This window comes from Corynebacterium sp. HMSC063G05 (assembly GCF_001810555.1).
Classification (GTDB): domain Bacteria; phylum Actinomycetota; class Actinomycetes; order Mycobacteriales; family Mycobacteriaceae; genus Corynebacterium; species Corynebacterium jeikeium_D.
The window spans coordinates 246959-271041 of the sequence record NZ_KV801849.1 but is presented as its reverse complement, the minus strand read 5'-3'; the positions used below and the strand labels follow the sequence as shown (position 1 = coordinate 271041).

Sequence of the window (24083 nt, the reverse complement as noted above, 5' to 3'; positions counted from 1 at the left end):
CTCATAGCATCATAGCAATCTGCCACCGTGCGGTGATAAAAGCCCTATACCCAGCGGGTTCGGCTGCCATTGCGTGGGTTCAATGAAGCTAAGTGTTTCCGTGTCGACGAAGGTAATCCCCGTTCTCAACGAAGCTGATCTTTCCGCAAAGTTACGACTTTCGGTTGATGAATCAGCCCTAGGACACTTCTAGCATTAATCCTATGAGTACAAAACCTTCCTTGAGCAGCGCCGACGTCTCAGTCGACGCACAAACCGGTGCCACAGCGAAAGCGAAGGGCACCCCCGTCATGGCAATCGCCAACGAGGATCAGATTGCTGAGTTCGGGGCCTCGCCACAGCGGTGGTGGGGGTTGCTCGTGCTCGCGGTTGGCCTCGGCATGATTGTCCTGGACGGCACCATCGTTGGTGTTTCATTGCCGACCATCATTTCGGAGCTGGGCCTTGACATCGTGGGCGCGCAGTGGATTACCACGATCTACTCGGTCGTTTTCGCCGCACTACTCCTGACCTCTGGCCGCGCTGGCGACCGCTTCGGCCGTCGAACGCTTTTTCTCGTCGGTCTGGTCATCTTCACGGTCGGCTCCGTCGTGGCCGCACTTTCCACAGCCTTGGCGCCACTGGTCATTGCCCGCGTCATCCAAGGCATTGGTGGCGCGTGCATTCTGCCATCAACACTGTCCAGCGTGAACGCACTATTCCGTGATAAAGATCGTGCCACCGCATTCGGCATCTGGGGTGCGGTCATGTCTGGTGCTGCAGCAGTCGGCCCACTCCTGGGTGGCGTGCTTACGCAGTTTGCTGGTTGGGAAGCTATCTTCTGGGTCAACGTGCCCATCGCCGTCGTGCTTTTCGTCCTTGCGCTGCGCTGGGTGCCGAACACCGCAGGCGATACCAATGGCGCGGGTCGCTTCGATGTCCTTGGCCTGGTGTTGTCTGGAATTGGCTTTGGTGCCGTGGTCTTCGGCATCATTCAAGGCGCCAAGATAGGGTTTGCTTTTCCCTCCGCACCCGTCGTCACGCTCTTAGTTGGTGCGGTGGTGCTTGTCGCTTTCGTGCTGTGGGAAAACAGTCGTCGGAAGAACGCGGATCCTGCGCTGTTGGACGTGTCGATGTTCTCCTACGCCACGTTCAGCTGGGGGAATACCACGGCGATGCTTGTCGCGGTGGGTGAGTTCGCGCTGGTCTTCGTGCTGCCGCTCTACCTGGTGTCGGCGATTGGCTTATCGACGATCGCAACCGGCCTGGTCCTGGCAGCAATGGCTCTCGGTGCGTTCTTCGCAGGTGCCATGGCGCGTCATCTGGCAGCTCGGATTACCCCGGCCGGTGTGGTGATTGTGGGCCTTGGTCTCGAGGTCTTTGGTTCGCTGCAGTTGGCGGCCGAAGAGCGCGTTGACCTGCCGCTGTGGCTGGTTGTGTTTGCATTGATTGTCTACGGTCTGGGTCTTGGTCTGGCATCGGCGCAGCTGACCTCGTTGGTGCTTGGTGATATTCCGGTGCGGCTGTCGGGGCAGGCATCGGCAACGCAGTCGACGATTCGGCAGATTGGTTCGGCGCTCGGTGCTGCGCTCGGTGGTATGGCGCTGACGATTGGGCTGGATCGTGAGATCGCGAAGCTGTCGCCGGGCCTGGAGCAGATGGGGCAGGGGCTGAAGGATTCCGCTGGCTCGATGCTGATTGGTCTGCGTGCGCAGGGTGCTCCCGACGGTGTGTTGGTGCCGCTGACAAATGCGTTTGCACATGCCACGCAGTTTGCGCTGTATTCCGCTGTCGGCGCGTTGACTATTGGCTTCCTCTGCTCGCTGAAGGTACTGCAGTTGCGCAGGCAGGCTGAGAAATCGAATTAGCGATGTGGAATATTCGGGTGAGGGGCCGTGTTGGAAATTGGTGTCACAACATCAATCGTGGCAGTCTTATCGTTTGTCTCTTAACCGGACTTGCTAGATAGAAATGACCAACATGAAAATGCTCACAAAGCGGCGTTGGCTCGATTACGGCCGAATCTCCACTTCCTCCTGTCGCTAAACACTTCGGAGCTTCCGCCTCGCTGCGCCTGTCTCTTCGAGGCTGAGCTCAGCGGCCTCGGATCCCGTCGCGCGCATTTGTCAGACGGCATAAGGCGCGGCACAAGTGTTTTCAGAGAAAGAAATATCCAGGAGGAAAAGTGAATAAATTTAAATGGGCGACCGGCTTCGGTGCCCAAGTTGTCTATGGCCTGATTATTGGTCTCATTTTGGGCTTCATGGCCCGCAGTACTGGCGATGACTCCTCGTTGCGCACAGCGCTCGACGAGGTCGGCAGTACCTACGTCACGCTGTTGAAGCTGCTCATCCCACCGCTGGTGGTCACCGCAGTCGTAGTGTCGATTGCCAACCTGCGTCAGGTCGCAGGTGCAGCCAAGCTGGCTGTTTCGACGCTGATTTGGTTTGCCATTACATCCTTTGTATCGGTGGTTATCGCCATCGTGCTGGGCTTGGTCATCAAGCCAGGCGTTAACTCTGGCGTGGATGCCTCGGCAGCTCAGGAGCCGAGTTCCGTGGGCTCCTGGTGGGGATTCCTGCAGAGCATCGTCCCGCAGAACTTCCTCGGCCTTGGCGTGAAGATCAGCGAATCTGACGGTGCTGTATCCGGCTCGCTGAACTTCAACGTCCTGCAGCTGCTGGTCATCGCGATTGTCTTCGGTGTCGCCGCAGTGAAGGTTGGCCCGAAGGCTGAGCCATTCATCGAGTTTTCCGGCTCTCTTTTGACCATCGTGCAGAAGGTCCTGTGGTGGGTCATCCGTCTGGCACCAATTGGTACCGCAGCCCTCATCGGCCACGCCGTCGCTGAGTATGGCTGGGAAGCGCTCGGCAGCCTGGGCAAGTTCGCCATTGCCATCTACATTGGTCTGTTCCTGGTCATCGCAGTTGTGTACCCAGTTGTGCTGAAGATTCATGGCATTAGCCCAATCGACTTCTTCCGTCGCGTCTGGCCAGTGACCTCGCTCGGCTTCTTCACCCGTTCGTCTATGGGCGTCATGCCGGTCACTGAGCGCGTTGTCTCCCGTCGTCTGGCAGTACCGGATGAGTACGCCTCCTTCGCCGTACCGCTGGGCGCCACCACGAAGATGGATGGTTGCGCCGCCATTTACCCGGCTATCGCGGCTATCTTCGTCTCGCAGTTCTACGGTGTGCCGTTGGACTTCACGGACTACCTGCTCATCATCTTCGTCTCCGTCATCGGTTCGGCTGCAACTGCTGGCACCACCGGCGCTACCGTCATGCTGACCCTGACCCTGTCGACCCTTGGCCTGCCACTTGCCGGTGTCGGCCTCCTGCTGGCTGTCGAGCCGATCGTGGATATGGGCCGCACTGCGGTGAACGTTACCGGTCAGGCCGTGGTCCCGTTGGTCGTCGCAAAGCGTGCGGGAATCTGGGATAAGGACGAGTGGGACGCCAGCGCCAACGCCGACCTGTCGCCAGCCGACGAGTCGGACGACGAGTCTGCAGACGCGCCTGCTGAGAAGTCCGATTCCGCCGAAAAATCCGAGTCCGCCACGCTTGCGTAGTCTTGAGGACATGACTTCTTGGAAGCCCTCTGTTCTTGCGCAAGTTGATCAGTGGCCAGTTGACACGGTCGCGGCTGCCGTGCGTGCCGACGATGGCAGTTGGCATACCCACGGTGATAGCGGTCGCGTTTTTGAGCTCGCTAGCGTGACCAAGTTACTGGCCGCTGTGGGCATGCTTGTGGCCGTCGAGGAGGGCGCGGTGGAGCTCGACCAAGAGCTCACGCCACCCGGTCACGGCGCGACTGTGCGTCACCTTCTGGCGCACGCCGGCGGGGTGAGGTTTGCCAGCCGTGAGCTGGAAAAAGAACCAGGGGAGCGGCGCATTTACTCCTCCGCGGGCTTTGAAATCATCGCCGATGCCATCGCTGCGGAGGCAGACATGCCGTTTAGTGAATACCTGCGCCAGGCCGTGTTTGAGCCGCTGGGGATGTCAGATTCCGTGCTGGATGGCTCGGCAGGGCATGGCGCGCGTAGCAGTGTCGCTAATCTCATGGTCTTCGTCGATGAGATCTTCACCCCGACTTTCCTGCACCCAGGTACCGTCTCCGAAGCGTTGACCGTGCAGTTCCCGGGCCTGAATGGTGTCGTGCCGGGCTATGGAATGCAACGTCCGGCCGATTGGGGCCTGGGCTTTGAGATTTTCGGGCACCCCGATTCCAAGCAGGGGCTGTGGTTTGGCGCCTCGATGCCCAAGGATGTCGCAGGCCACTTCGGGCAGGCGGGCACGTTCCTGTGGCTTCATCGTCCAACCGGGCGGGCGGCAATCGCCTTGACCGACCGAGCTTTCGGCGAATGGGCCAAGCCGCTGTGGACTGACTTCAACGACGAACTATGGCGTGAACTGGAAGAACACGCTAAAGGTTAAGGGGATATGAGCTAAGTCGGCGTCGGCTGCGGCGCCGATTTTTCGTCTCAGCGCTAAATCACATCTGGGGGATTAAGGACAACTTGAGGGTTGCCAGCAGCCGTCTCGGAAATAACAATCATAAACACGTGCAACGCAAACCTCAGAAGTGTTGTTTTACCGCAGTGCTTTTTCTGCAGTGTGGCAAGTGTCGTTGGATGAGTTCGTAGGGGAAGACGAATCTCGTCTTACACCAATTGACCGCAACTTTTCCGAGGACCTTCGTCTATGCGCACCCAACTTTCAGGCGTCCTGTGGATTCACAGCATGCCAGGGCCGCTGCAACCACACATCACGTGGGCGCTGGCCCGACTCAGCATGCCCGATGGCACTAAGCCAGGCCGGGATATTTGGCGTGCGACCGACCAGGATGCCACTTTGTGCGCCGAGGTGCCTTTCACTGCAAGTGCTGACACCATCGCCACACTGGTGGACAACCTGGCTAGGTGGCCGCGCCTCTATTTCGAGCTGGCGCAAGACCCAGCCGTGGATGATGACGGCTACGCCATCGATGGCATGCGCTACTGTCATACCCCGCAGCTGGGGACTTTCGCCGGACAGACCGATGCCGCCGGAAACATCGTGGTCAACGAAGATGCGCTGCGTTCCATCATGGCACGCGGCGGCGACATCGAAGGAACCCTCGACGCGGCCATCGGCGGGCCGTGGGACCGCGTGCTAGAGCCGATGCGCATGATGACGGCAGGCTACGCCCCCGAAGAGTGCTTTACGACGTCCACCCCTGCCGGACCCGACAGTGCCAGCGGCAACTCGACCGCTGGCAACGCAGACCTCGGTGGGGTAGAGGCAGCTAACGTGCTGCAGCTCTACCCGCGCCGGGCGGCGATGTAGTCAACTACATCGCCAAGGGTCTTAAACGAGGAAATGTCCTCGTCCTCAATGCGGACTCCCAGCTCTTCCTCACAGCGGACAGCCAACTCTACGACGCTCAAGCGGTCAAAGCCGTAGTCGGTCAGCGAAGTGGAGAGCTCTAGGGACTCCACCTCGTCGTTAGCCATCTTTTTGACGATTGCCGCGACCTCGCCGTGAAGACCTGCGGGCAGGTCAGCGTCGGCGGAACCCTTCTTCGAGCCCGCGTTCGCTGCATTGGGTGAGGCATCGTCAGCGTCACCGGCGCCGGTGACCTGTGTGCCCAGTAGGGCGCTGAGCTGATCTCCAAGGCTAGAGGTCATTATTCAGCGTCCTGAGTGGTTGCGGTTGGATCGGTAATCTGCAGCTCTTCAGCTGCTTCCTGGGCGACACTCTTGTCGAGCTTGCCAGCGCGTGCCAGTGCGGCCAGGGCCGCAACAGCGACTGACTCGCCGTCGGAGTTGAAGTAGCGGCGAGCGGCCGGACGGGTATCCGAGAAGCCGTAGCCATCGGTGCCGAGGACGGTGTAGTCACCTGGAACCCACTTGCGAATCTGCTCCGGGACCGCACGCTGGAAGTCAGTCACTGCGATGAACGGCCCATCGGTGTCGGACAGCTGGCGGGTTACGAAGGCGGCTTCGACCTCTTCAGCCGGGTTGTGCAGACGCTCAGTGTCACGCTCGTGTCCATCGCGAGCCAGCTCATTCCACGAAGTCACCGAGTAAATCGAGGAAGCCACACCGTAGTCTTCCAGGATGTCCGCGGCGCGCAGCGCCTCCTGCATGCCAATGCCGGAAGCCAGCAGGTTGACATGCTTGTCGCCCTCAGCCTTGCGGAAGCGGTAGATACCGCCAAGCAGCCCTTCGACATCGAGGTCTTCCGGGACAGCCGGCTGCGAAGTCGGCTCATTGTAGATAGTCAGGTAGTAAATGACATCTTCGCCGCGCTCCGGACCATACATGCGGTCGATACCGTCGCAGACGATGTAAGCAATCTCGTAGCCGAATGCTGGGTCGTAGGAGACCACGGACGGGTTCGTAGCTGCCAGCAGCTGGGAGTGACCGTCCATGTGCTGCAGGCCTTCACCTGTCAGCGTCGTGCGACCGGCGGTAGCGCCGAGTAGGAAGCCGCGGGACATTTGGTCACCGGCAGCCCAGATGGAGTCAGCCGTGCGCTGGAAACCGAACATCGAGTAGAAGATGTAGAGCGGAATCATGGCCACGCCATGGGTGGCGTACGCCGAGCCGACAGCGGTAAACGACCCCACAGAGCCCGCCTCGGAAATGCCCTCGTGCAGAATCTGACCGTCCTTCGCTTCCTTGTAGGACAGCATCAGTTCATGGTCGACCGGAGTGTAGTTCTGGCCGTGCGGGTTGTAGATCTTCAGCGTCGGGAACCAGGAGTCCATGCCGAAGGTGCGGGCCTCATCAGGGATGATAGGCACGAAGCGGTCCTTGAGATCCTTATCGCGCATCAGGTCCCTGAAAACACGCACCGTCGCCATAGTGGTGGCAACCTTTTGCTTACCTGATCCCTTGAGGAGGTTTTTCAGGGTTTCCGGCTTTGGCGTTGTCAGTGGTTCGTAGCTAGTGCGACGCTCCGGCACGAAACCGCCGAGTTCCTTGCGGCGCTCCAGCATGTACTGCACTTCCTCGGACTCTGGGCCCGGGTTGTAGTACGGCGGCAGGTAGGGATCCTTCTCCAGCTCCTCGTCGGAGATCGGAATGCGCTGGTTATCGCGGAAAAGCTTCAGATCATCGAGCGTCAGCTTCTTCATCTGGTGGGTCGCGTTGCGGCCCTCGAAGTTATGGCCGAGGCCATAGCCCTTAACCGTGTGCGCCAGAATGACGGTCGGCTGGTCCTTGGTCTCCAAGGCCTTCTTGTAGGCAGCGTAAATCTTGCGGTAGTCGTGGCCACCGCGACGGAGGTTCCAAATCTCCTCGTCGGTCATGTCCTCGACCAGCTTGGCAGTGCGCGGGTCACGGCCGAAGAAGTGCTCGCGCACCCAAGCGCCGTCGTTAGCCTTCAGCGTCTGGTAATCGCCATCGCAGAACTTATTCATCAGGTCGACTAGTGCGCCGTCCTTGTCCTTAGCGAAGAGCTCGTCCCACTCGCGGCCCCAAACGACCTTGATGACATTCCAACCAGCGCCGCGGAAGAACGACTCCAGCTCCTGGATGATGCTGGTGTTGCCGCGCACCGGACCGTCGAGGCGTTGCAGGTTACAGTTAATGACGAATGTCAGGTTATCCAGGTTGTTCAGCGCCGCATGCTGAATGGCGCCACGAGATTCCGGCTCGTCCATTTCGCCGTCACCGAGGAAGGCCCAAACGTGCTGCTGTGAGGTGTCCTTGATGCCGCGGTCATGCAGGTAGCGGTTGAAGCGTGCCTGGTAGATGGCGTTGAGCGGACCAAGGCCCATGGACACCGTCGGGAACTCCCAGAATTCTGGCATGCCATGCGGGTGCGGGTAGGAGGGAAGGCCATTGCCCTCGCCGAGGGAGACTTCCTGACGGAAACCGTCGAGGTCCTCTTCGGTCAGACGCCCCTCTAGGAATGCGCGGGCGTACATACCCGGCGAAGCGTGGCCCTGGAAGAAGACGTGGTCACCGCCGCCTGGGTGGTCTTTGCCGCGGAAGAAGTGGTTAAAGCCGACCTCGTAAAGCGGTGCGGCGCCCGCATAGGTGGAGATATGTCCGCCCACGCCGATACCCGGACGCTGTGCGCGATGGACCATAATTGCCGCATTCCAGCGAATCCACTTGCGGTAGCGGCGCTCAATGTCCTCATCGCCTGGGAATTCTGGCTCCATCTCAGTTGGGATGGTGTTGACGAGGTCTGTCGAGGTCAGCGGCGGTAGAGCCACGCGCTTTGCCGTGGCACGTTCCAGCAGGCGCAGCATGAGGAAACGTGCGCGCTCCGGACCTGCCTCTTCTAACAGTCCGTCGAGAGACTCAAGCCACTCCTTGGTCTCTTCAGGATCTGCATCCGTGAGATAGGAGGCGACCCCATCACGGATAAGGGCAAAGTTTGACTCATCAGAGTGGGCTTGTGGCGTACCCGACGAGGTATCGGACATTGTGAGCTCCTTTCAGTCCCTGAAGGAAAGGCAAAGGTTATTTTTCTCCACTCTACGTCTGAATCGTTTGTTGTGCCCCTAGCCGTTTCTTGCACACGCTTTCACCGAACAATCCGGTCGGCTTTACGACGAACATTGCGAAGAACACTGCGAAAACTGCACCTTTTTGGGGAAATTCTTATTTTGCAGCTGTGAAAAATGTATTTGAGCGGTAAAATTTCTCCACATAGTTCGAAAAATCGAGCTGAATATTTTTTCTAGAGGAGGAAAAGGGAAGTGGTCAACGCCACAGGCGCTGCTCATGAATATGCGAGCAGGCTCGGCATCAAGGAAGGTCAGCTAGTCCAGGAGGTTGGCTGGGATACGGACTGTGACTCAGCAATCAGTGAGTCGGTCGAGAATTTCCTGGATGCAGACCTGCTCGACGAAGACACGGATGAGGTTGTCGACGTCGTATTGCTGTGGTGGCGTGAAGAAGACGGCGACTTGGTCGATGGTCTTGTGGATGCTTCCCGCCCTTTGGAGGATGAAGGCCGCGTTTGGTTGCTCACGCCGGGTGCTGGTCGGCCGGGTGCCATTGATCCTGGTGTGATTGACGAGTCCGCACAGCTGGCAGGTTTCTCCAACACCTCGGCGCTTCGTCTGGGGGATTGGCAGGGCAATTGCCTGGTGCAGCGCTCTAGCTAGCCGGCTTTCGCTGTCCCGTTTGAATCGGCTACTAGCCGAGCTATTGAAATAATCTGCATAAACGCTGTGTGTAGTGCGCAATTGGCAATCTATGTTTGCCGTGTGTTAAAGTTTCGCAGCAGCGCGGCGATAGCTCAGCGGTAGAGCTCTGGTTTTACACACCAGCGGTCGGGGGTTCGAAACCCTCTCGCCGCACAGACATAATCCGCCCGGATTCTTGTAATGGAGAATCCGGGTGGATTTTTGTTTGTGCTAAACTCCCGGTCTGTGCGTTTTACAAAATCGCTAGTAACCATCATTGTTGCCGGATCTCTACTTGCGGGCCCACAGGCCTACGCAATTGGAGGAGACGGTAAACCAGTAATCGACGCTGCCACCTGTAAGGCAATGGTCAAAGCCGCAAATGCAGGCGAGCCGGTGGAGGATCCATCGATTCTCCATCTCTCCGACAAGATGCCTTCCTACCTTGCCGACGGCACCCTGGACTACGTTGTTGCTCCAGACTTTCCGTACCGCGCGCAGCTGGACGCTGCTGCCCAAGAGTGGAATGAAAAGCTCGGTGGCAAGGTCGTGCTCCGGGAAGTGACCAAAGACAAAGCTGATTCGGATACCGTGAGCGTTCGCTACGTGCCTAAGCCGAACTCGCACGTTTTGGCTTCTGCATCGGAAATTAGTAAAGAAATGACGGTTTTCGTTACTTCCACACTCTATCCTGATGCAATTCGCAGCACGCTTGCACACGAGTTTGGGCACCTACTCGGTATCCGGCACACCTGTGATTACACCTTGATGGCTGCATCTTCGCACCGTCATCCGGCAGCACATGTCACTCCGCTCGATGTCGTAGCCGTTCTGCAGGGACAGTTCGATTAAATTGCGTATAAAAGCCAGAAGTCGACGCCTCTGGCGACGCGGTGCAGCCATCGCTGCGGGATATGCGCTTGACCGCATTTTCGCAGATCCCACCAATCACCATCCGGTGGCAATCTACGGGCAGGCCGTCAGCAAACTTGAGCGCCGAATTTATGCCGATTCCAAGGCGCGCGGTGTAGCTTTCACCACAATCGCAGTGGCCGCACCGGTAGTGCTTACCGCCGCAGTCAGTACAGTCGCCCCGACCCTCGCACTGACTGCCACCACGTGGGCATCGCTCGGCGGCACTACCCTCCGCCGCACGGGCGAACGTATGGCCGACCGACTTTCCGCCGGAGATATCGATGCTGCCCGAGAGCTTGTGCCGTGGCTGTGCTCGCGTGATCCAGAGGCGCTCGACGCTGATGGGATCGCCCGAGCCACCGTCGAATCGCTCGCCGAAAATACCTCCGACGCAGTCACCGGCACACTCATGTGGGGAGCCATTGCAGGAGCTCCTGGTGTGGTTGCTCATCGAGCGGTCAATACCCTTGACGCGATGGTCGGATACCGCAATGACCGCTATCGCCAGTTCGGGTGGGCCAGTGCACGGCTTGACGACGTCGCCGGGTTCCTCCCCGCCAGGCTCACAGCTGTCGCAACTGTGGTTGCGGGCCCGAATCGTCGTCAAGCATTGGCAGCGTGGCAACGAGATGCCAGCAACCATCCAAGTCCAAACGCGGGCGTTGTGGAGGCGAGTGCGGCCGGCGCGCTGGGGCTGCAGCTGGGTGGTAAGACGGTGTATCTCAGCGGTGTGGAGATGCGCCCAGTGCTGGGCGGTGGCCGGGCGCCTGCGGTGGCGGATGTTCGGCGTGCAGCTGAGCTGAGCAAGCGAGTGCAAAATATTGTTGCGCTCAGCTGTGCGGGAGCTGTGGTTGTGGCCGGATGCGTCCGGCACGCGAAGGCGCGAGCTGCGAGCTAGAAGCGTTCGTCGTATCGGTTGTCGCGGTAACCTGCGGCGCGGTGGCCAGTGTTGCCGTAGCGTTGCGCCATGCGCTGGCGGTGCAGCTCGGCGGCGCGATCCTCTTCGGACTTAGCCTGCGGAGGAGTGGGAGTGGTGGCATCGTCCGATTCGGGTGTTGCGTCCTCAGAGTCATCAGCGTCATCTACTGGTTCCGCGGCTTCGGCATCGCGGAGGTTCTTAGCCATCTCCTCTTGCTCCGCGCGGTCTCGTCTGCGCTCGACGATTTCAGCACGAATGAACCAGACGACGGCCAGCGGCACGAGAGCGCCGAAGAAAATCCACTGAATGCCGTAGGAGAGGTAGGGGCCGGACTCCAGAGTGGGCAGTGGAATGGCCTCGATGACGGCATCGGATTTGTCCGAGAGCTGAAGCCAATCGGGGTTGAGTTCGGTGTCGACTAGCTCGGACACTTCCTTGGTGTTGATTCCGTAGACCTGCGGCGGGGTGCCGGGGATTGGGGCGGTCTCGGCGGGAATCTCGTTTCGGCGGGTAAAGGCCGAGATAGTCAAGGTGCCCTTCGGGGCTGGCTCAACATTGGGGGTGCTGGAGTCTGTCGGGCGTACAAAGCCGCGGTTGACCAGGTAGTTTTCGCCATTGTTAGCGACGAAGACATCGAGTACCTGGACGGCGGGGGCTCCATTGACCGGGCGGTTACGCAATAGCACGCGGGTATCCGGTAGGAAGGACCCGGTGGCGGTAACGCGACGCCATTCGTTGCCCTCGACGAACCCTTTGCCCTTGGGCATTAGCTCATTGACATCTACGGGGTCGAGCTCGAATGAGTGCTCAAGCTGCTGATTGCGATGCTGCGTCGCGGTGTTCTTACCCAACTGCCACGGAGCCAGAACAGTAAATGCGAGATAGGAAAACGCAATGGCGACAATGGCAGTGAGAACCCATCCAGGGGTCAGAAACTGGCGCACATTCTTAAACACATTCATTGAGCTTACCCGGTGGTGTGGATGGCACTAGAGCGGCAGGTGATTGGCGGTGCGGAGATTGAGTGAACTTCGGGTAAAGTTATTTGAGCGTATTTGACGGGGAATCTACCCGGGGATAGATGGAAAGAGAGGTGTCGTGGTGGGCACGCAAACAGCGAAATCTTCGCCTTCACGCCGCTTCAGCACAGTCTCGCGCCAGTTCATCAAGTTCGGCCTGGTCGGCGGCACAGGTGTGGTTGTCAACCTGATTGTCGTGATTATTGCCCGCAAGTTGGGCCTCAGTCTGGGCACCAATGAGCACGACGTGTTTATGAACTTGTTCGGAACGCGGTGGAATATCCGTTACTCCCACGTCTATGCAACTCTGGCGTTTGTCGTGGCTAACATCTGGAACTTCCAGCTCAACCGGTCCTGGACCTTCCGAACTGACAATCGCCCGAACTGGTTTAGACAGTTCTTCCCGTTTTTATTTGCAGGTATCTCAGCACTGATTGTGAACCTGGTTGTCATCACGCTGCTGACTAACCCCACCTCGCCACTGGCACTGCCGGTGGATATTTTCGACGACTCCACCGGCTTTAGAAACCGCCTCTACTGGGCAAACCTCATCGGCGTCATCTTGGGTACGCCCGCTAACTTCATCTTGAATAAGATTTGGGCGTTTCGAAACCGGGGCAATGCCAGCAAAACAAAAGAAAAGGTTGTTTTGAAACCTTAACGCTCAGAGGCCAGCGCCAGAGTCTCACGCAACCATGCGATGATTCCCGGCGTCGCGGCCTCAATTTCGTTTCGAGTGCGGACGAATCCCTCCGGACCTCCGTAGTAAGGATCAGCCACGACGGCCCCCTTCGGGGATGCCGGGTCGAAGGAACGCATCAGGCGAATCTTCTCTTTTGGCACGCCAGCGTGGAGTAGACCATTGATGTGCGATTCATCCATGGCGATGAAAAGCGTTGCATCCATGTGCTCATCGCCCAGCTGTGCCGCGGTGTGGTTCGGATCGTAGCCAGCATTTTCCAGCTCGGCTTGCGCTCGCTCGTCGGCGGGTTCGCCGACATGCCAGCCGCCGATTCCGCAGGAGGCGAGCAGGACATCGTCGGCAAGCGCATTGGCTTCAACCGCGTCACGGACGATGATTTCAGCCATGGGGGAGCGGCAGATATTTCCGGAGCAGACAAACACGACGTACACGGACTCAGTACGATGCGACGAGTTCATAAGCATAATAGGCAAAACCAAACTTCTCGGAAAATAAAAATAGGATTGTCACTAATCGTTGACGAGTCTTAAAGATACAACATTTCCCGCACAACACGATTCAGGTCCCCAGGCGACGACGCCACCGCCGCTGCCGATGCCCACTCAGATTCCGAGCCGTAGCCCCATTTAACAGCGATGGCGGGGATGCCGAACTGTGCGGCGCCCTCAAAATCATGGATGCGATCGCCAACCATTACGACCGAACCGTGCGGACGCACTGCTTCATCGGTTTCAATGCCCAACTCCTTGAGCGTGTACTCAATGACCTCGGTCTTTGTCTGTCGTGAGCCGTCGTCGCTGGCGGCGCCGATGAAGTCAAAGGCGTCGAGAAGCCCGAAATTGTCCAAGGTTTTACGGGCGAAGTAGTCGCCCTTGGAAGTCGCAGTGGCTAGTTGGACACCAGCTGCCCGCCAATCGCGCAGGAGCTCCGGCCAGCCGGGGAACATCTCGGCACGCTGCCAAGCACCGGCGTGTTGATGCTCCATGTACACAGCGAAGGCTCGGTCGACTTGTTCGTCGGAAAGCCCGAGGGATGCGAGTGTCTCCACCATTGGCGGGCCTGGGATCGTGTTGATAAAGCTCTCGGGCGGAAGTGGGTGGTCAATTGCCTCCAACGCAAGGCGGAATCCATGTGCGATTGCGGGGAGAGAATCGGCGATGGTGCCGTCGACATCAATAAGGACAGTGGGACGATGGCCAGTGGACATATTGTTCATCCTAAAAGGTCATTAGGCTGGATGGCATGTTAGACGACCCGCTGCGCTATCACGGCGATCAGGCCGCCCATGGCGCTGACCTGGACTTTGCCGTCAATGTTCACGGCACCACACCGCAGTGGCTGCAGGACTCGCTTGCCACGTCCCTTGGAGAACTTGCCGCGTATCCGTCTGCGCAGCTCGATGCCGACGTCCGCGCCGCCATCGCCGCCAATCACAATCGCAGCGCCGACGAGGTTCTGCTTCTTCACGGCGTCGCCGAGGGCTTTTCGCTCTTGCCGCACCTGGGCTTGCCCGCCACCATCGTCCAGCCGCAGTTCACCGAACCTGAAGCCGCGTTCCGCGCCGCGGGAGTCGGGGTGGATTCGCTGGTACTACCGTCGCCGTACACGCTCACGCCTACGCTTGCCGACGTCCACGAGAACGCCTCCTCCCCGCATTCCCAGCAGCTTGACGGTCGGATGGTCATCATCGGCAATCCGACTAACCCCACCGGTGTTGCTCATTCAGCGGATGACCTGCGGGGGCTCGCCAGCCGTTGTGGGATCTTGGTCGTGGATGAGGCATTTATGGACATCGCCGATGGTGAGATTATTCGGCGGTGCTCGCTAGCTGATTGCAGGCCGGGGGAAGCGAACAGTATCCCCGATAATGTCATCGTTTTCCGCAGCATGACTAAGACCTGGGCAATCGCAGGCCTGCGCTGTGGTTACGCGCTGGGAACCCCTGAGCTCCTGGCGCAGTTGGGGCGACTGCGTCCGCACTGGCCACTGGGCACGCTGCAACTTACCGCTATGGCGGCAATCGCGCGTCGCGAGGCAGAGCTGTTGCCACAAATCCGCGCTGAGATTGGTCAGCAGCGCGAGGCTATGACACAGCTGTTAGTAGCCGCCGGCTGGCAGGTGTTGGATTCCAAGGCTCCCTTTGTGCTGGCACGCCCGGGGGTTGCCCTGAGCACGCATGATGGTCCGGGCGCTGCGGAGGTTGACGTCGTCAAGCACGAGCGCCTGAGACAGCGGCTCGCTGCGCGCGGAGTAGCCGTGCGGCGTTGCGACACCTTCGCCGGTTTGGACGGTTCGTGGTGGCGGCTGGCTGTGCGGGACGAGACGAGTGTGCGGCGGCTTATTGCGGAAGTATCGGATTTGCTGTCGCAGAACTGATGGGTCGGGGCAGAGTTCACTACGCTGGAAGAGAAGCTGGAGAGAAATGCATGTTGAAGGGATGGATGTATGACGGACTCTGCGCAGACCCGTGCCGAGGGCAATAACACGGTGGTGACCGTTGCCGACGTGCGTGCGGCGATGGACGCGGCCTACCCGCCAGCACTGGCGGAGAGCTGGGATAAAGTTGGCCTGATCTGCGGTGACCCGCAGGATGAGGTGCGTCGCATCGCGTTGGCGCTGGACTGCACTGACGAGGTTGCAGATCGCGCGATTGCCTCCGGTGCTCAGATGCTCGTTGTGCACCATCCGCTGCTTCTGCGTGGTGTGAATTCCGTGGCGGCGGATACACCGAAGGGTCGGATTATTCATAAGCTGATTCGGGCAGGTGTGGCTCTCTTTGCAGCGCACACCAACGCTGACAGCGCCCGACCGGGTGTCAACGACCAGTTGGCCACGGTTCTCGGAGTTGAACCGGGTGCGCCGCTAGCTCCGCAGCCGGCTCCCGGCTTGGATACCTGGACAGTGAAGGTTCCGGCAGATCACGTCGATAAGGTCGCGCAAGCCATGTTTGAGGCGGGCGCGGGCACTATCGGCGACTACGACAGCTGTGCGTTTCGCATTAACGGCCGCGGCCAGTTCCGCCCGCTGAGCGGGGCGAATCCCTTCATCGGTGCCGAGGGGCAGATTGAGTATGTCGAGGAAGTACGCCTGGAGATGGTCGCGCCACGGTCCGTGCGCGCGGCGATTGTCAAGGCTCTCGTTGCAGCGCATCCGTATGAGGAGCCTGCCTTCGACATCGTGGACAATCAGGCCACCGGCTTGGATCCGCAGCAGGCTGTGGGCATTGGGCGAGTGGGCACGCTGGATACGCCGATGCCATTTAAGGAATTCGTCGCCCGTGTGGCTGAGCGCCTGCCCGCAACGGCATGGGGCGTGCGAGGCGCAGGCGATCCGGAGCGGATGATTCGCACGGTTGCCGTCGCATCTGGTTCAGGTGACTCTTTCCTGGACACTGTGGCAAAGATGGGCGTCGATGCGTTCGTTACCTCTGACCTGCGGCATCATCCTGTCGATGAGACACTGCGAACCGCGGACTTCTGCGTGGTGGACACGGCTCACTGGGCCAGCGAGTTCCCCTGGTGCTACCAGGCCGCAGAGATCCTGGCCGAGAGGCTCGGGGTCGCGACCGAGGTCCTTGAGGTGCGCACCGATCCCTGGACAGTGGCAGAATCGTCGACACAGGCAAGGAAGTGAAGACCATGAGGCTTAGTCCACAAATCCAAGTTGCGATGTTGGAAAAGGCGGAAAACCAAACTCTGTTGGATGGGCTCACCGCCCGCCAGAACGTTCTGCCCGAGCGTGCCGAGTTGCAGGAGCTGCGCAAAAAGCACAGCCGTCAGGCCAGTGAGGCAGCGCGCTCCAAGCTCAGCGCCTCCGATATCGGCCGCGATATTGCCAAGCTGGAATCGGACATCAACAAGCTGAAAGCCCGCGAAAAGGCTGATCGTCTGTCGCTCGGTGCCGCAGAAGACGCATCCACGCGCCGTGACCTCGAGCATGACCTGCGCTCCACCAAGCGCCGCCGCGAACGCGCTGAACAGGAACTCCAGCAGTACGAGCGCATGCAGGAGGCCTATCAGGTCGACGCTGAGCACGAATACGACGCCGACGAGGCGCACGATGACATCGTCGCCGCCAAGCAAAGGCTTAACGACGCCGAGGTTGACCTCATTGCGCGCATTTCCATCGCAGAGACCCGAATCGAAGAGGCTGACAAACTCATTGATGGTTCGGCAGCCAAGCTTTACCGTCGTCTAGCGCTTGCTAATGGGATCCCCGTTGCCCGCTTAAACGGACGCACCTGCGGTTCCTGCTTCATGGAGCTCGATGTAGGAACCGTGCATGAATTCACCACGCTTGCGCCGGAAGAAGTGACGTTTTGTCCTGAATGTGGCGCGATGATTGTGCGTGCGGAAACGCTGGGAGCGGTGAAAGGCGCGTAAATGAGCCAGGCTGCAGACAAGCGCGATAGCGCGCCGGGCTGGACGGGTGCGACTACGGATCCCACGCGGTTGGTGCTGCTGCGCCATGGGCAGTCGCCAATGTCGATTCGCCGGGAGTACTCGGGAAGTCGTTCGAACCCCGACCTGACAGAGGTGGGCAGACAGCAAGCGGAAGCGGCAGCACGTCACCTGGCGACGTTGGTCGATAGCGGCAACATGAGTTTCTCGGCGATTGTGGCCTCTCCACAGCGTCGTGCACAGCAGACAGCAGAGGCGGCAGCCAAAGCGCTCGGGCTGGACATCCACGTTGAAGAGGATCTGCGCGAGACCGACTTTGGGCAGTGGGAGGGCATGACTTTCTCCGAGGCTCACAACGCCACCCCTGAGCTGCACAGTTCCTGGCTTGCGGATCCGGCCGTGGCGCCACCGGAGGGGGAGGATTTCCGCACGGTCGATAGCCGAGTGAGCGCCGCGCGTGAGCGCATCGCTCAACAATTCGGTGCCTCGGATGTGCTGGTAGTCAGCCATGTCACACCAATCAAGTCGCTGCTGCGCCAGGGGCTCGGCTGCGGCTTTGAAATCTTCACTCGCCTGCACTTGGACCTGGCCAGCCTCTCCATCGCGGAGTTCTACGCAGATGGGCCGACATCAGTGCGGCTGATTAACGACACCAGCTACCTGCGTGGTTAGCAGCCGAGCACGGCGGGTTATTTGAATTGCGGTTGTGGCGGGTACACTAACCATTCGAGCGAGCCGGCCGGGTGATCGCGGCAGTTAACGGAACCGGACGCCTCTTTTACAGAGTGTGTCCAGGCCGCTGTCGAGGAAAGTCCGGACTCCACTGGGCATGGTGGTTGCTAACAGCAACCCAGGGTGACCTGCGGGAATAGTGCCACAGAAAATAGACCGCCGGGCGCACAGCCGATGTCTTTGACGTAAAGCTGTGGAGATCCGGTGAGGGTGAAAAGGTGCGGTAAGAGCGCACCAGCGGGGCAAGTGATTGCACCGGCTAGGTAAACCCCACCAGGAGCAAGGCAAAATCGCGCATGCTTCGTCGTGCGCGTGCGCGAGTGTTTGAGGGCTGCCCGTCCGATACTCGCGGGTGTGCTGCTTCAGGCTGTCAGCAATGGCAGACCGAGATGGATGATCGCCACCCGGCGCTTTCCGAAAGGAGCGCCGAGGGACAGAATCCGGCTCATAGGCCGACTCGTTCACACAAGCTTTTTACTCGACCACCGCGCCGGCCGCAGTGTTCTCCACACGGATGGTCTCGGAACCGCCGTCGTTAAGCGCGGAGGCAATCCGATCGGCATCGTCGACGTGGGACCACATCACCAGCGACGCACCCGGGCACGGCGCACAACGGGCAATCTTCTCGCAGTCAATGGTGTCGGTCAGCTCGGCAATCTGCCCCAGCACAGAGCTTGCCGACGGCGCGGAGCCACGCTCACTGACATCGCGCGAAACCCCTGCGATGGCTGCTTGAATATCGCTGTGACGGATGTGGCCGATGACTGCGCGGGCACGGTCAGAGGATGCGTCGGCTTCGTCAAGCCACTGAATGGCACGGCCGATGGTGGGGATGTCTTCGTCGTCCGGGTGCACCTCGTGACGAGCACGCACCCAGTCCGCGACCCGCTCCTGTGAGTCGGGGAGGCTAGCGAGAGTCGGCACGCCAAAAGCGGCGCAGGCTTGCTGGAAGAACTCGTAGCGCTCCTCGTCGGGCGAACCGCCGGTGACATCGGGGGAGTAAGCGACAGTCAGCGCCAACGACTGCGGGAACGCCGTCTGCGTGACTGCCTCATCGGAGTGGTTGATGCACAGTAGGCTGTCCGGGCGGCTGCGCAGCGCCGTGGTGTAGGGGTACAGCGGCCACGACTGTCCCTTAATCTGCACCATGGTCTCGTGGATAGCGGTGGCAATACGCGTGCGGGTGGGCACATCATCGCGGTCGCCAAAACGCGCATTGAGAGCCAGCGCGAGAGCACACTGAATTGCCGGAATCTCTCCAAAACCGCGACCTGGCGCGATGGTGGAGGCAATGGTGACCTTCAGGCCGTTGCTGTTGCGCGGAACGAGATGCAGCGAGTGTTGCAATGCGACAATGGCAGCCGCGACAGCGGTCGGCACCTGAGAAAAAGCGGCGGGGACGCTATCCGGGAAATCCATCTTGGTAGTTTCGCGCTTGTACACGACAATGAGCTGCTGCTCGTCGATTTCCTCGATACCGACCGCAGCATAGGCCGGAATGGCGGTGGCTAGGAGCATGCCGCCGGAGGACGCGCAGTCCTCACCCAACAGGTTGATGGAACCCGGGGCGTATGCAACTGAAGCATTGGAACCGACGGCATCGAAGACGTCGTTTACGACAGCGGGTGCGGCGGGCATGGGTGAAACCTCTCCAGAGATCGGACTCATAGTGCTGGTGTGCAGTGTTCGCGTTCAACGCTTGTGTTCTAAGGTGAACAATTCCGTCGATAATACCCGGGTCGGGGGACAGTGACAAACCTATATACTGGGATTTTATGTCGCCGCAGCGCACATGGCAGGCAAATGGTTGCCTCTCTGCAAGTTTGCTTATGTGTGGAGTTGGCGGTGGCAGAACCGCTTGATAACTCGACATGTTCTCGATGTGGAAGAGGAGAAAAATCGTGAGCGACAACAGCAGTAAGTGGTACTACCAGCCGTCGACGGGCACGGTGTTTCAGGGGAAGAAAACCGGTTGGGACGACCGAATGGGCCCCTACGATTCCGAAGAGGAAGCCCGCGCTGCCATGGAAAAAGTCGCCGAGCGCAACAAGGCGGCCGACGACTGGGATGAAGAAGATGACGACTGGGGCGTAGCTGAGAAATAAGGCTTTGCCTTTAGGCCTTCTTGCCCTTCTTAATCTTCTTTTCCATCTTGCGGAAGGCCTTGAAAACCTTTGCCACGGCATCGTCGTACTCAGTCAGGGCCTTCAGACCGTCGTAGTACTCCATCTGGTAAAGCACGCCGTAGCCGAAGGTGTCCCTGCCCGCACGGGAGGCACGCTTAGCGCGAGCCAGCACGAAGTCGCGCGCAGTACAGGTGTCCTGGAAGTCACCGAGAACTGACTGCAGGTTCTTGCAGGCAGCGTAGAGCTTCTCGGTCGGCAGGTCCGCGTTCTGAGCAGCTTCCGCGCTGTAGCGGAGCTTCTTCGCAGCCTTGCGGACATCGTGGTAACGCTCGTCCAGATCTGCCTCTGGCAGGTCAGCATCCTCGCGGCCATCGAGTACCAGGTTGTGGCGACGACGGAACTTCGAAAACGCGCTGCGCAGGTGATCGAGCAGCACCGCAGTGGTGTCGAGTTCCTTCGGTGCCGCTACCTTCTCCGGTGCGGCCTTGTCTGAGGTCGTGGAAGCTGCTGCATCGGCGGCTGCAGTATCAGCCTCAGCCGCGACCTCGGAACCAGCTGCCGACGTATCCTCGGAGTCTGCGGCCTCCGCGCCGTCGACAAGCGAATCATCCTTCTTCTTAGACTTCTTTTCCCCAGCCTCGGCCTCGTCCGCATTTGCGGCAATTGGCGGATTGGCGAGGAACTCATCGAGATCGTCGAGAAGTTGCAGGTACTCGCCGGAATTCAGCGCGAGAATAACGCGGTGATGGGCGCGCTCGTAGTCCTTCTGGACATCCTCGACAAGGTTCGCGCGCAGCTCCTCGCCCAAAGCGGCGCTTTCGCGATTGGCCAGCAGTTCTTCCCAGCGCATAGCGACGACCTCAGCGTCACGAGCCACGCCGAGAACACCCGCCAGCTGCTTGAGGTTGCTCTCCAGCTCAGCGACCTTATCGCCCACAACAATGCCGTGGAAGGTCTGCATGTGACTGCGTAGCTCGCGAGTGGCGACGCGCATCTGATGCACCGAGTCGAACTCATCGCGGCGTACCTTCGGGTCGTACTCGACCATCTTGGCCACGTTAGCGGCCAGCGCATCGACCACAGTGCGCCCCGGAGTGCCCTTCGGCAGCTTCGCTGGAACCGGCGGCAGGGGAGCGGAGTCGATGGAGTCACCCAACGCCGTCGCCAACTTCGATGGGCTTTCCGACGGCACGGCGCCAGCCACCTCAGCGACCTTGGACATCGCTGCCATTACGGCCTTACCGTCCGGGTGATTTGCCCAATCCCCGAGCAGCTCAATCTCCCACTCACGCCAGGTAGTGGTTTCGCCGCCATCGAGGAAGGAAGTCGCCGTGACGTGATCATCCGCAAACTCCGCCATGGGCGTGCCATCGAGGGCAAACACCGTGGTGACGTGGCGCTCATTGTCTACCTGCGCGATTGGTTGCAGCGGGTGATTGCGCACAATTGCGCGCACGGGAGCAAGCAACTCGGTAGGCACGATGTAGTCAGCATCGCGGCCTTCACCGTTAACAGAGCCCTCTTCCAGGCCGACGCCATATTCGAGGCGACCGCCGGTACCCGGCGCCTTCAGATGCCACCCCTCATCGGGGCCGCCCGTTCGGCGACGCAGAGTGTGCTTGGACCGGGTCAGACGCAGGTCCGCCGTGTCCAGGTAAATCGCGGAGAGATTTCGCACCTCAGTGGTGGTGGAGCCAACCTGTGGAACGAAATCGAACGATGGGGCTACCACTTCTGGGGTAGCTGAGAACTTAGATTCCACCTCCAACGCCGCAGTTGGAGTTTTGGACTTAGAACCAGACTTAGATGCCATAACCACTAATTCTACCCCCGAATCGAAGAGCTAACCCGAAAAGTTCTGCGCCTCAGTAGGGAACTCGCGGGAGTGCACCTGGTCGACATACTGCTTCGCTCCCTTGGTCAGCATCTCGCCGACCTCTTCGAACACCGAACTAAACGACGGCCTGCGGCCATCGGCCGGAACTGCAAAGGCATCCTGCCAGACGAGAACCTGGCCATCGCACTGGTTACCAGCGCCAATGCCACAGGTTGGGATGGATAGCTCGCGGGTAATCTCGGTGGCCAGATCCGCAGGCACCATCTCAAGGACCACGGCCGCGGCACCAGCATCGGCTACCGCATGGGCGTCGGCACGCAGCTGGTCCGCCCCCGCACCGCGCCCCTGGACCTTGAAACCGGACAGCGCGTTGACGGACTGCGGGGTGAAACCGATGTGCGCCATGACCGGAATGCCGGCGTTGACCAGCGCACGGATGCGCGGGGCGATACGCACGCCACCTTCGATCTTGATCATGTGTGCGCCGGTTTCGCGCATCATCTTCGCGGCGGACAGCACGGCCTGCTCATCGGAGGCCTCGTAAGTGCCGAAGGGTAAATCGGCAACCACAAGTGCGTTGCCAGCGCCCCGGACGACACCGCGAGCAAGCGGGATCATTTCTTCCAGCGAGATCTCGGTGGTGGTGTCGTAGCCGTAGACAACGTTTGCTGCAGAGTCGCCGACCAACAGCAGCTCGACACCGGCGGCGGAAAAAGCGCGCGCGGTGGAGTAGTCGTAGCAAGTCAGCATTGCCCAGGGGCGAGACTCAGCCTTCCATTCGGCCAGATTATTCAGACGAATCTTTTTTCCGCTCATGTCAATAGAGCATGCCATAGTCACCCGCAATTCGAGGCCACGAGGGCAGCGGTTATGACACGGGCGCGGCAGTTGGCTAGCCACGCCGGATGGTCAAAATGTGTACCGCGAATCCGGGCACCTGGGTAACGTTGGAAAGTATGAACAGTCAGCAGGAATTCGTCCTCCGCGCAATCGAAGAGCAAGATATCCGTTATATCCGCCTCTGGTTTACCGATATTTTGGGGTATCTGAAATCCGTTGCCGTCGCACCGGCTGAGCTCGAGGGTTCTTTCGAAGAGGGCATCGGTTTCGATGGCTCCGCGGTAGAGGGCTTTTCCCGCGTCTCCGAGGCTGACACCATTGCGCAGCCGGATCCCTCGACGTTCCAGGTCATGCCGCGCCTACATAAAGAAGACACAATCACGTCCGCGCGCATGTTCTGCGACATTGTCATGCCCGACGGGCAGCCGTCGTGGGCAGATCCACGCCAGGTGCTGCGCCGCCAGATTAAGGCGCTTGCCGACGAGGGCTTCCACGCGTTCATCCACCCGGAGATTGAGTTTTTCCTCGTAGAGAGTCTGGCTACTGATGGAAAGCCGCCGGTGCCAACGGACAATGGCGGTTACTTTGACCAGGCGGTCTACGACCGCGCACCGCGCTTTCGCCAAGAAGCGATCACGGTGTTGGAAGACATGGGAATCCCTGTGGAGTTCTCCCATCACGAAAACGCGCCGGGCCAGCAGGAAATCGATCTGCGCTACGCTGACCCGCTGACTATGGCGGATAACGTGATGTCTTTCCGCTACATCATTAAGCAGATTGCAATGAAAAATGGTGTGCAGGCGACATTCATGCCGAAACCTTTCCAGGATTTGCCGGGCAATGGCATGCACACTCATATTTCCCTCTTTGAAGGGGACACTAATGCATTCCACGACCCGGATGATGAAAACCAGCTCTCCGACACCGCAAAGGGTTTCATTGCCGGCATTCTGACTCACGCCAGCGAAATTTCCGCTGTGACCAATCAGTGGGTCAACTCCTACAAGCGCACGGCATTTGGCGATGAGGCTCCGACGTCCGCGACATGGGGCATGGCCAACCGCTCGGCTCTCGTGCGTGTGCCCATGTACTCACCGGGTAAGGCACATTCGCGCCGGGTGGAAATTCGTTCCTTGGACTCGGCCTGTAACCCGTATCTTGCTTACTCGGTGATTTTGGCCGCTGGTTTGAAGGGAATTAAGGAGGGTTACCAGCTTCCGGAGCAGGCAGAGGACAACATCTCCGAGTTGACCAAGCGGGAACGACGTGCGATGGGCTACCGCGATTTGCCGACATCCCTGGAGGTGGCGCTGCAGGAGATGGAACGCTCCGATCTGGTGGCCGATGCTCTCGGTGACCATGTCTACGAGTTCTTCCTGCTCAATAAGTGGCGCGAGTGGCGCGAGTTCCAGCGTCAGGTGACGCAGTGGGAGCTGCGCACAACTCTGGATTACTAGTTTCCCCGTACCGCCCCCCCTTCCTTT

General features: G+C 59.7%; 21 protein-coding genes, 1 tRNA gene, 1 other RNA gene and 1 pseudogene. 16 read left to right on the top strand and 8 right to left on the bottom strand.

Features of this window, described 5'->3' with window-relative positions; all coding sequences use genetic code 11:
* The first annotated feature begins 203 nt into the window (after positions 1 to 203).
* The 4 genes from HMPREF2751_RS05645 (at position 204) to HMPREF2751_RS05630 (ending at position 5303) form a co-directional block, all read left to right on the top strand.
* Positions 204 to 1847, top strand: a complete 1644-nt coding sequence (locus HMPREF2751_RS05645; protein ID WP_083295715.1) for a DHA2 family efflux MFS transporter permease subunit — start codon at positions 204 to 206, stop codon at positions 1845 to 1847.
* Positions 1848 to 2164: 317 nt separating this feature from the next.
* Complete coding sequence (locus HMPREF2751_RS05640; protein ID WP_048732641.1) at positions 2165 to 3547, top strand: dicarboxylate/amino acid:cation symporter; 1383 nt, start codon at positions 2165 to 2167, stop codon at positions 3545 to 3547.
* A gap of 10 nt (positions 3548 to 3557) precedes the next feature.
* Positions 3558 to 4412, top strand: coding sequence for a serine hydrolase domain-containing protein (locus HMPREF2751_RS05635; RefSeq protein ID WP_070546250.1), 855 nt, complete (start codon positions 3558 to 3560; stop codon positions 4410 to 4412).
* 267 nt (positions 4413 to 4679) lie between these two features.
* Positions 4680 to 5303, top strand: a complete 624-nt coding sequence (locus HMPREF2751_RS05630; RefSeq protein ID WP_070546216.1) for a DUF3145 family protein — start codon at positions 4680 to 4682, stop codon at positions 5301 to 5303.
* Here HMPREF2751_RS05630 and HMPREF2751_RS10625 read toward each other — a convergent pair.
* Positions 5279 to 5644 (bottom strand): acyl carrier protein, encoded by a 366-nt coding sequence (locus HMPREF2751_RS10625; RefSeq protein WP_083276308.1) that lies wholly within the window; start codon positions 5642 to 5644, stop codon positions 5279 to 5281. The two genes, HMPREF2751_RS05630 and HMPREF2751_RS10625, sit on opposite strands and share 25 nt — an antisense overlap.
* A complete protein-coding gene (gene aceE, locus HMPREF2751_RS05620) occupies positions 5644 to 8400 on the bottom strand; it encodes a pyruvate dehydrogenase (acetyl-transferring), homodimeric type (protein WP_070546218.1) in 2757 nt (918 codons plus the stop codon). Before aceE ends, HMPREF2751_RS10625 begins: the two co-directional genes overlap by 1 nt.
* A gap of 276 nt (positions 8401 to 8676) precedes the next feature.
* Here aceE and HMPREF2751_RS05615 point away from each other — a divergent pair, with 276 nt between their 5' ends.
* The 4 genes from HMPREF2751_RS05615 to HMPREF2751_RS05600 all read left to right on the top strand — a co-directional run bounded on the left by HMPREF2751_RS05615 (position 8677) and on the right by HMPREF2751_RS05600 (position 10921).
* Positions 8677 to 9087 carry a DUF3052 domain-containing protein gene (locus HMPREF2751_RS05615; RefSeq protein ID WP_070595655.1) on the top strand — a complete coding sequence of 137 codons (411 nt, stop codon included), beginning with the start codon at positions 8677 to 8679 and terminating at the stop codon, positions 9085 to 9087.
* Between the two features lie 123 nt (positions 9088 to 9210).
* A tRNA-Val gene (locus HMPREF2751_RS05610) sits at positions 9211 to 9282 on the top strand.
* A gap of 72 nt (positions 9283 to 9354) precedes the next feature.
* Complete coding sequence (locus tag HMPREF2751_RS05605) at positions 9355 to 9960, top strand: zinc metalloprotease (protein ID WP_141698021.1); 606 nt, start codon at positions 9355 to 9357, stop codon at positions 9958 to 9960.
* A 1-nt stretch (position 9961) separates the two neighbouring features.
* Positions 9962 to 10921: a cobalamin biosynthesis protein gene (locus HMPREF2751_RS05600; protein WP_222865368.1), complete on the top strand. Its 960-nt coding sequence runs from the start codon at positions 9962 to 9964 to the stop codon at positions 10919 to 10921.
* On the opposite strand, the gene HMPREF2751_RS05595 is transcribed toward HMPREF2751_RS05600, so the two are convergent.
* Entirely contained in the window at positions 10918 to 11904 is a 987-nt protein-coding gene (locus HMPREF2751_RS05595; protein ID WP_049170162.1) for an SURF1 family cytochrome oxidase biogenesis protein, read from the bottom strand. The genes HMPREF2751_RS05600 and HMPREF2751_RS05595 overlap by 4 nt on opposite strands.
* Before the next feature lie 136 nt (positions 11905 to 12040).
* On the opposite strand from HMPREF2751_RS05595, the gene HMPREF2751_RS05590 reads away from it, so the two are divergent.
* On the top strand, positions 12041 to 12622 hold the full coding sequence (locus tag HMPREF2751_RS05590; protein ID WP_042388795.1) for a GtrA family protein: 582 nt from the start codon (positions 12041 to 12043) through the stop codon (positions 12620 to 12622).
* On the opposite strand, the gene HMPREF2751_RS05585 is transcribed toward HMPREF2751_RS05590, so the two are convergent.
* Both HMPREF2751_RS05585 and HMPREF2751_RS05580 read right to left on the bottom strand, forming a co-directional pair.
* Positions 12619 to 13122, bottom strand: coding sequence for a low molecular weight protein-tyrosine-phosphatase (locus HMPREF2751_RS05585; protein WP_369707166.1), 504 nt, complete (start codon positions 13120 to 13122; stop codon positions 12619 to 12621). The two genes, HMPREF2751_RS05590 and HMPREF2751_RS05585, sit on opposite strands and share 4 nt — an antisense overlap.
* A gap of 68 nt (positions 13123 to 13190) precedes the next feature.
* Positions 13191 to 13871, bottom strand: coding sequence for an HAD hydrolase-like protein (locus HMPREF2751_RS05580; protein ID WP_049192884.1), 681 nt, complete (start codon positions 13869 to 13871; stop codon positions 13191 to 13193).
* Positions 13872 to 13906: 35 nt separating this feature from the next.
* Here HMPREF2751_RS05580 and cobC point away from each other — a divergent pair, with 35 nt between their 5' ends.
* The 5 genes and pseudogenes from cobC to rnpB all read left to right on the top strand — a co-directional run bounded on the left by cobC (position 13907) and on the right by rnpB (position 18260).
* Positions 13907 to 15040 carry an aminotransferase class I/II-fold pyridoxal phosphate-dependent enzyme gene (gene cobC / locus HMPREF2751_RS05575; protein ID WP_070595654.1) on the top strand — a complete coding sequence of 378 codons (1134 nt, stop codon included), beginning with the start codon at positions 13907 to 13909 and terminating at the stop codon, positions 15038 to 15040.
* 69 nt (positions 15041 to 15109) lie between these two features.
* Positions 15110 to 16297 (top strand): Nif3-like dinuclear metal center hexameric protein, encoded by a 1188-nt coding sequence (locus HMPREF2751_RS05570; RefSeq protein ID WP_049192886.1) that lies wholly within the window; start codon positions 15110 to 15112, stop codon positions 16295 to 16297.
* A 5-nt stretch (positions 16298 to 16302) separates the two neighbouring features.
* Entirely contained in the window at positions 16303 to 17046 is a 744-nt protein-coding gene (locus tag HMPREF2751_RS05565) for a zinc ribbon domain-containing protein (RefSeq protein ID WP_016423071.1), read from the top strand.
* Positions 17047 to 17070: 24 nt separating this feature from the next.
* Positions 17071 to 17736 (top strand): annotated as a pseudogene (locus tag HMPREF2751_RS05560) (histidine phosphatase family protein); the annotation flags it as partial.
* 59 nt (positions 17737 to 17795) lie between these two features.
* Positions 17796 to 18260, top strand: an RNA gene (gene rnpB / locus HMPREF2751_RS05555) — RNase P RNA component class A.
* 10 nt (positions 18261 to 18270) lie between these two features.
* On the opposite strand, the gene HMPREF2751_RS05550 is transcribed toward rnpB, so the two are convergent.
* Entirely contained in the window at positions 18271 to 19434 is a 1164-nt protein-coding gene (locus HMPREF2751_RS05550; protein ID WP_048732617.1) for a galactokinase family protein, read from the bottom strand.
* A gap of 263 nt (positions 19435 to 19697) precedes the next feature.
* On the opposite strand from HMPREF2751_RS05550, the gene HMPREF2751_RS05545 reads away from it, so the two are divergent.
* The gene (locus HMPREF2751_RS05545; RefSeq protein WP_016423068.1) at positions 19698 to 19901 is read left to right on the top strand and encodes an SPOR domain-containing protein; all 204 of its coding nucleotides are present in this window, start codon (positions 19698 to 19700) and stop codon (positions 19899 to 19901) included.
* A 10-nt stretch (positions 19902 to 19911) separates the two neighbouring features.
* Here the strand turns inward: HMPREF2751_RS05545 and HMPREF2751_RS05540 are convergent, their stop codons facing one another.
* Complete coding sequence (locus tag HMPREF2751_RS05540; protein ID WP_070595653.1) at positions 19912 to 21735, bottom strand: CYTH and CHAD domain-containing protein; 1824 nt, start codon at positions 21733 to 21735, stop codon at positions 19912 to 19914.
* 30 nt (positions 21736 to 21765) lie between these two features.
* Positions 21766 to 22575 carry a 3-methyl-2-oxobutanoate hydroxymethyltransferase gene (gene panB, locus HMPREF2751_RS05535; RefSeq protein WP_224783789.1) on the bottom strand — a complete coding sequence of 270 codons (810 nt, stop codon included), beginning with the start codon at positions 22573 to 22575 and terminating at the stop codon, positions 21766 to 21768.
* A gap of 140 nt (positions 22576 to 22715) precedes the next feature.
* On the opposite strand from panB, the gene HMPREF2751_RS05530 reads away from it, so the two are divergent.
* A complete protein-coding gene (locus HMPREF2751_RS05530; RefSeq protein ID WP_005511085.1) occupies positions 22716 to 24056 on the top strand; it encodes a glutamine synthetase family protein in 1341 nt (446 codons plus the stop codon).
* Positions 24057 to 24083 lie beyond the last annotated feature (27 nt).